Annotated in this window: 8 protein-coding genes; all 8 read left to right on the forward strand. The window is 53.0% G+C overall.

The genetic code is table 11. The features are described from left to right. Window positions 1-221: 221 nt before the first annotated feature. Window positions 222-1,610, forward strand: a complete 1,389-nt coding sequence (locus VFO93_RS01220; protein ID WP_325132480.1) for a patatin-like phospholipase family protein — start codon at window positions 222-224, stop codon at window positions 1,608-1,610. Window positions 1,611-1,830: 220 nt separating this feature from the next. After that, window positions 1,831-2,262: a hypothetical protein gene (locus VFO93_RS01225; RefSeq protein ID WP_325132481.1), complete on the forward strand. Its 432-nt coding sequence runs from the start codon at window positions 1,831-1,833 to the stop codon at window positions 2,260-2,262. Window positions 2,263-2,371: 109 nt separating this feature from the next. Next, on the forward strand, window positions 2,372-3,529 hold the full coding sequence (locus VFO93_RS01230) for an acyltransferase (RefSeq protein ID WP_325132482.1): 1,158 nt from the start codon (window positions 2,372-2,374) through the stop codon (window positions 3,527-3,529). 50 nt (window positions 3,530-3,579) lie between these two features. Further along, window positions 3,580-4,029, forward strand: a complete 450-nt coding sequence (locus VFO93_RS01235) for a DUF6934 family protein (RefSeq protein WP_325132483.1) — start codon at window positions 3,580-3,582, stop codon at window positions 4,027-4,029. Between the two features lie 5 nt (window positions 4,030-4,034). Next, the gene (locus VFO93_RS01240; RefSeq protein ID WP_325132484.1) at window positions 4,035-4,223 is read left to right on the forward strand and encodes a hypothetical protein; all 189 of its coding nucleotides are present in this window, start codon (window positions 4,035-4,037) and stop codon (window positions 4,221-4,223) included. Window positions 4,224-4,277: 54 nt separating this feature from the next. Further along, window positions 4,278-4,451, forward strand: a complete 174-nt coding sequence (locus VFO93_RS01245) for a hypothetical protein (RefSeq protein ID WP_325132485.1) — start codon at window positions 4,278-4,280, stop codon at window positions 4,449-4,451. A 243-nt stretch (window positions 4,452-4,694) separates the two neighbouring features. Further along, window positions 4,695-5,591, forward strand: a complete 897-nt coding sequence (locus VFO93_RS01250; protein WP_325132486.1) for a DUF4433 domain-containing protein — start codon at window positions 4,695-4,697, stop codon at window positions 5,589-5,591. 1 nt (window position 5,592) lies between these two features. Further along, window positions 5,593-6,000, forward strand: a 408-nt coding sequence (locus VFO93_RS01255; RefSeq protein WP_325132487.1) for a DUF6939 family protein, incomplete at its 3' end; no start/stop codon positions are given.

Here is a 6,000-nt window from a genome sequence, read left to right on the forward strand (position 1 = left end):
GCGACTCGGGCGGCCACCGCCGCGAACGGCTACGCCAGCTAAAATACTGCTGGGAAAGCGTGCTGCCTTGCGGCTTCGCAGGCGCTGGGTTTCTTTTCGGTAGTAGTGAGTAGCAGCGGGGGATGGTTGGCGGGGAAAAGGCGAGAATTAGAAAACGAATTAATTAATAAAATATATAAAATATATTTTATTAATTTGGCAACTCATTGATGCCTCCTCTCATGCTGACGCCTACCTACTTTACGCAAAACCCAGCGGTGCAAAGCGCGCTGGCGGGCCTACACCTTTACGTAGCGGGCCAGAAGGGCTGGCGGATATCCGACGTGGGCGGCGGGGCAAACAGCACGGCGGCGAGCGGGCAGGAGTACCCGCTGCAATACGTGGACCTGGTAATGGAAGGCGGCGGGATGCTGGGCATTGCGCTGGTGGGCTACGTGTACGCGCTGGAGCAGGTGGGCATCCGGTTTTTGGGCCTGGGCGGCACTTCGGCCGGCTCCATCAATGCCCTGCTGATGGCGGCGGCCGCCCCGCGCGAGCAAGCCAGCACCGACTGGCTTATCGAGCAGTTGGCCAACCAGAACTTCTACGACTTCGTGGACGGCGACTCGGATGCCCGCGACTTCACGGCCGACTTGCTGCGGCCTACCGAGGAAAAGCGGGGCCTATGGGGCTGGGTGCGGCGCGCAGTCGGCAAAACCACTCTCATCAACGACGGCCTGCAAATCATTGACAATCTGCGCGACGACTACGGCCTGCACCCCGGCGATAAATTCAAAGAATGGATAACCAAGCTGCTGGCCGAGCGCGACATCACGACCATCGCGCAGCTGCGGGCGCGGCGCGCTCAGCCGCCCACCGGTGGCCTGCGCCGCACCCACAACGAGCAAAACGCGCCCGTAAACCAGCCCTACGCGCCGGCCAACCTGGACCGCATCGCCATCGTGGCGGCCGACATCACGACCCAAACCAAAGCCGTATTCCCAGAAATGGCCCACCTCTACTGGAGCCAGCCCGACGAGGTGCACCCCGCCGAGCTGGTGCGGGCCTCCATGTCAATACCGCTGTTTTTTCAGCCCTACCGGCGCACGCCGCTGCCCGGCTCCGACCCCGCCGACCCGGCCACCAACCAGCGCTACCGCGCCGCCTGGGTTGAGCTGGGCTACACCGGCGAAATTCCGCGAGAGGCCATGTTTATGGATGGGGGTATCATGTCGAACTTCCCCATCGACCTGTTTCACGACAACACGCGGGTGCCCGCCGCGCCCACCTTCGGCGTGAAGCTGGGCATCGACCGGGGCGCGCCCAGCAATACCAGCTCGCTGCCGGCCGTGCTGGGCGCGATGTTCGACGCGGCCCGCACGCAGTACGACTTCGATTTCATTCACCGCAACTCCGACTACCGCCACCTGGTGCACTGCCTGAACGTGGACAAGTTCAACTGGCTCGACTTCCGAATGAGCGACGAGCGCAAGGTGGAGCTGTTCGCGGTGGGCGTGCGCGGGGCGGTCGAATTTCTGAAAAGCTTCGACTGGGAAGCCTACAAGAAGCTGCGGGCCGCCAAGGTGCAAGTGGTGCAGCAGTCGCGGGCTATGGATGGCGGCACGGTGTAGCGGGGCGTTGTTTGTTGACTTGTTCCTAAATTAAAAGCCTTGCAAACGACTGTCATGCTGAACGCAGTGAAGCATCTCTACCGCTTCGTTGAACGGGTGCGGTGGAGATGCTTCACTGCATTCAGCATAACCCGTTTTTCGTTTTTCTTAATTCAAGAATAAGCCTGTTATTTTTAACGCAAGGTCTAACAGCCCCAACGTTGCGTTAAAGAATCCAGTCATGGCAAAGCTGACCCGATACAATAGCTTCGAGGATTTGAAGTCGGCTCCTGTGGAAAATCCATTGACGCCAGCCGAGCGCGACAGGATGTATGCTGAACTTGAAGAATTTATCGGAATTTTGAGAGAATCAATGGCTACCAGGAAGAAAGAAGCAGGCTCTAGCTCTGAGACAATGTCAGCCGAGAAGGAAGAAGTAGAATCCGCAAGCGAAAGTCTTCGCGATGAATACAAGGCGAACGAAGAGCTTACGACTTCAACACAGCTTGATGCTGAGCCATTTCAGAAACCACGATTAGGCATTGACTACACTATCAATCCTGAATTAGATGGCAAATACGACAATGACCCATGTTTTCAGGAAAAGGTGAATCGTACCAATGAGCTTTTGAAAAGGGTAGGGGTTCCTAAGTTTCCTGAGCGACCAGAGTAGCATTGATGCTGTGCATTTGGGCAGCGTGTCTCTTTAAAACAGCTCAACGAAGCGGTAGAGATGCTTCGGCTGCGCTCAGCATGACCGGGCTTCTTATCTTGGCACCCCCATGCAGCCCACCCCGCTACCCACCAAGCCCCATTACCCCATCCTCGACGGCCTGCGGGGCGTGGCGGCGCTGATGGTGGTGGCCTTTCACCTGTGCGAGGCCCACGCCACCAGCCACCTCGACCAGGTGATAAACCACGGCTACCTGGCGGTGGATTTCTTCTTTCTCCTGTCGGGGTTCGTGATTGGCTACGCCTACGACGACCGGTGGGGCCGCCTCACGGTGGGCGGTTTCTTCAAGCGGCGGCTGGTGCGGCTGCAACCCATGGTGGTGCTGGGCATGCTGATAGGGGCGGCGATGTACTACTTCCAGGCGTCGGCGCTGTTCCCCATCATCGGCCAGACGCCGGTGTGGAAGATGTTGCTGGTCATGCTCCTGGGTTGCATGATGGTGCCGGTGCCGGTATCGCTCGACGTGCGGGGCTGGCACGAAACCTACCCGCTCAACGGGCCGGGCTGGTCGCTGTTTTTCGAGTACGTGGCCAACGTGCTGTACGCGACGGTGGTGCGCCGCTTCTCCAACGTGGCGCTGGGCATCCTGGTGGTGCTGGCGGCGGGGGCGCTGCTGCACCTGGGCCTCACCAGTCCCCAGGGCGATGTCATTGGGGGCTGGTCGCTGGAGCCAGCGCAGCTGCACATCGGCTTCGCCCGCATGGCGTACCCGTTTTTTGCGGGGCTGCTGCTGTTTCGGCTGGCGCGGCTGCGGCCGGTGCCGCAGGCCTTTGGGTGGTGCAGCCTGGCGGTGGTGGCGGTGCTGGCCATGCCCCGCGTCGGCAGCCCCGCGCAGCTGTGGCAAAATGGCCTCTACGATGCGCTCTGCATCATTTTCGTCTTCCCCGCCATCATCTTCTTCGGGGCCAGCGGGGCGGTGCGCTCAGGCGCGGCCCAGCGGCTGTGCCGCTTCCTAGGCGATATTTCGTATCCGATTTATATCACGCACTACCCGCTCATCTATACCTACACGGCCTGGGTCGCGACCCATAAAGTGTCCTTGCGCGAGGGCTTGCCCGTGGCGGCGCTGGTCTTTCTGGCGGCGGTGACGCTGGCGTATGGATGCTTGAAGTTTTACGATGAGCCAGTGCGGGAGTGGTTGAGGAAGAAGGTGTTGGCCGATGGGGGAGAAGCAAAGGCCAAAGAAGCGACAACTGCGGCCAACTGAAGCATCATCTTCAAAGTAAGTTGCCAACCAACATCGTATCTTGGCTGCCTATGATTGAAAATCATTACGATTTGAGACGCGCCGTCGAGGAGCTAACATATGAATTCGACAGCGTTGGGCCAAAAGGCACGATTACAAAGGTGGTGATGTACCGGGAGGCCAACGTAAAAAACGTCTATAACCTTGGCTTTGGCGATAAAGACTTGGAAACGGGTTACATCAGCGACCTCGTCGTAACGAATAACAGCGACAGCCAAAAGGTGCTGGCAACCGTAGCCCGGACACTCTATTTGTTTACCGAGCGTTATCCAGACGCTGTACTCATTGCCACTGGCAGTACCGCCGCCCGCACTCGCCTCTACCGAATGGGAATAACTACTAATTTGGAAGCGGCTAAGCAGGATTTTGACATTCTTGGCCTGAATGGTTCTGAGTGGGAGCCATTTCGTAAGAATATAACGTACTACGCCTTTGCCGTACAGCGCAAACCTCAACAGTGAAAACCATGAAAGCAATTCAAAAGAAAAAGCCAGCCGCTACAGCTAAGTCGAGAGCTCCGAAAAGAGAAGTGCCCGCCGACGTTACTATCGTGCCCGAGCTTGATGGTAAATACGATAACCAGCCGCTGTTTCAGGACAAGTTGAACCGAGTCAATTACATCCTGAAAACGGTTGGAATGCCGAAGTTCTCTTGAGGCTGCATCTGAAACAGCAGAGGTTCAGTAATACAGCTTCAATAATCTCTGGCCATGATTAGAGAACCCAAAAACGTTGATTTCGTCACCACCGGCCGGCAGCCCTCCGAAGAAGAGTTTGCCCGCATCAGCGAGTGGATAAAGCAGGACAAGCAGAAAAAAGCCGCCCGCAAGCCCACCAAAGCAACTCCGGCCGCCAAGGTGCCGGGTAGCCGGGAGGCCGCTTAGCTCTGCGCAGCCACGCACTACCCGCTCATCTATACCTACACGGCCTGGGTCGCGACCCATAAAGTGTCCTTGCGCGCGGGCTTGCCCGTGGCGGCGCTGGTCTTTCTGGCGGCGGTGATTCTAGCTCATGTTTGCTTGAAATTCTACGACGAGCCGGTGCGGGAGTGGTTAAGGAAGAAGGTTAGTAATATTGAAAACCAATAGGGCAAAAAAACTTTTCTTACAGTTTAAAAAGCTGAACAAATGGAGATTTTAGTACTCATTTTAATTGGTGTCTTTCTTCTTTGGTTCTTCATATTTAGCGATTCTGATAAGCCAAAAGATGCAAAAAAATATGAACCGGATAAGCCTAGCGAAACTGTTTCAAAAGCTGAACCTGTATATACGGCAGAGATAGCCGAATTAAGAAAAAGAGAGCAGCAAAGGGTTGAAGAGCAGAGAAGGCGATACGAAGAACTACTTAGGCAAGAGCAGAAACTGCGTGAATCGCAGGAAAAAAGGCGCCAAATAGAACTAAAGAATGAGCAAGAGGCATTACTTCGTTTGCAAGAACAGCAAAAGAAGCAGGAATTCGAGAAACAAAAGCAACAAGCGTTAAAATTAAATTCTTTAAAAGAAAATTGGGTTAGTTATCAAGATGTTGTGCAGCAGAATAATATTGTAAAGCTTTACCATTTTACTGATAGGTCTAATATTGCTTCTATAAAGCAAAATGGAGGCTTACTATCATGGTATCACTGCCAACAAAATGATATTAGCATAGCTAAACCTGGTGGAAGTTCTGATTCTTGGGTTCTGGATAAACGTAAGGGATTGGAGAATTATGTTCGCGCTTCTTTTGCACGCGAGCATCCAATGATGTTTATTGCTAAAAAAGAAGGAAGAGTATCTGACCCGGTAATATTGGAGATAGCATTAGATGTTATATATTTGAAAAGCACAAAGTTTTGTAATCAAAACGCTGTAAGAAACGGTGTCTTAGTAAGTGATTCTCTAGAGTGCTTTACCTCAATAAACTTTTCAGTATTAAGAAAGAGGTATTTTGACTTATCTGCAGAAGACAAGTCTTATTATCAAGCTGAAGTTTTAGTTTTAGAAAAAATTCCTTTGGAGTACATCACCAATATAAATAAATTTTAATATGATTTACATCGAAAGCAAAAAAAAGTCGCTTAGCAACCTTATGAAGAGTTATCCAAATGCGACAATTATTGATGTTACATCAAAAGGTGAGGAGCCTTGGGTAAAGGTTAGCCCTTTCTATCCACATGGCGACATTCCAGTGCCTTTTTCGCCAGGTTACTACGCTGCGTCAGTTGAAGGTATTTGGCAGGGTTTAAAAGTATTTGAGAACGAAGATGTTGATGTGTCTAAATTTGATATTGTCAACATGAAAGGAATTAAGAGGACTGTTCGGAAATTTGGAAAGCCTCTTGGCCATAGGAACGGTATCCAAGGGGTAGAATTATTTGACTACCTAACAGCGCGTTATAAAATATATTTGCAATCTTATGCTTGGATTCTTGATAACAAAGCTCAAGACGTAGTT

The organism is Hymenobacter sp. (assembly GCF_035709525.1).
Taxonomy (GTDB): domain Bacteria; phylum Bacteroidota; class Bacteroidia; order Cytophagales; family Hymenobacteraceae; genus Hymenobacter.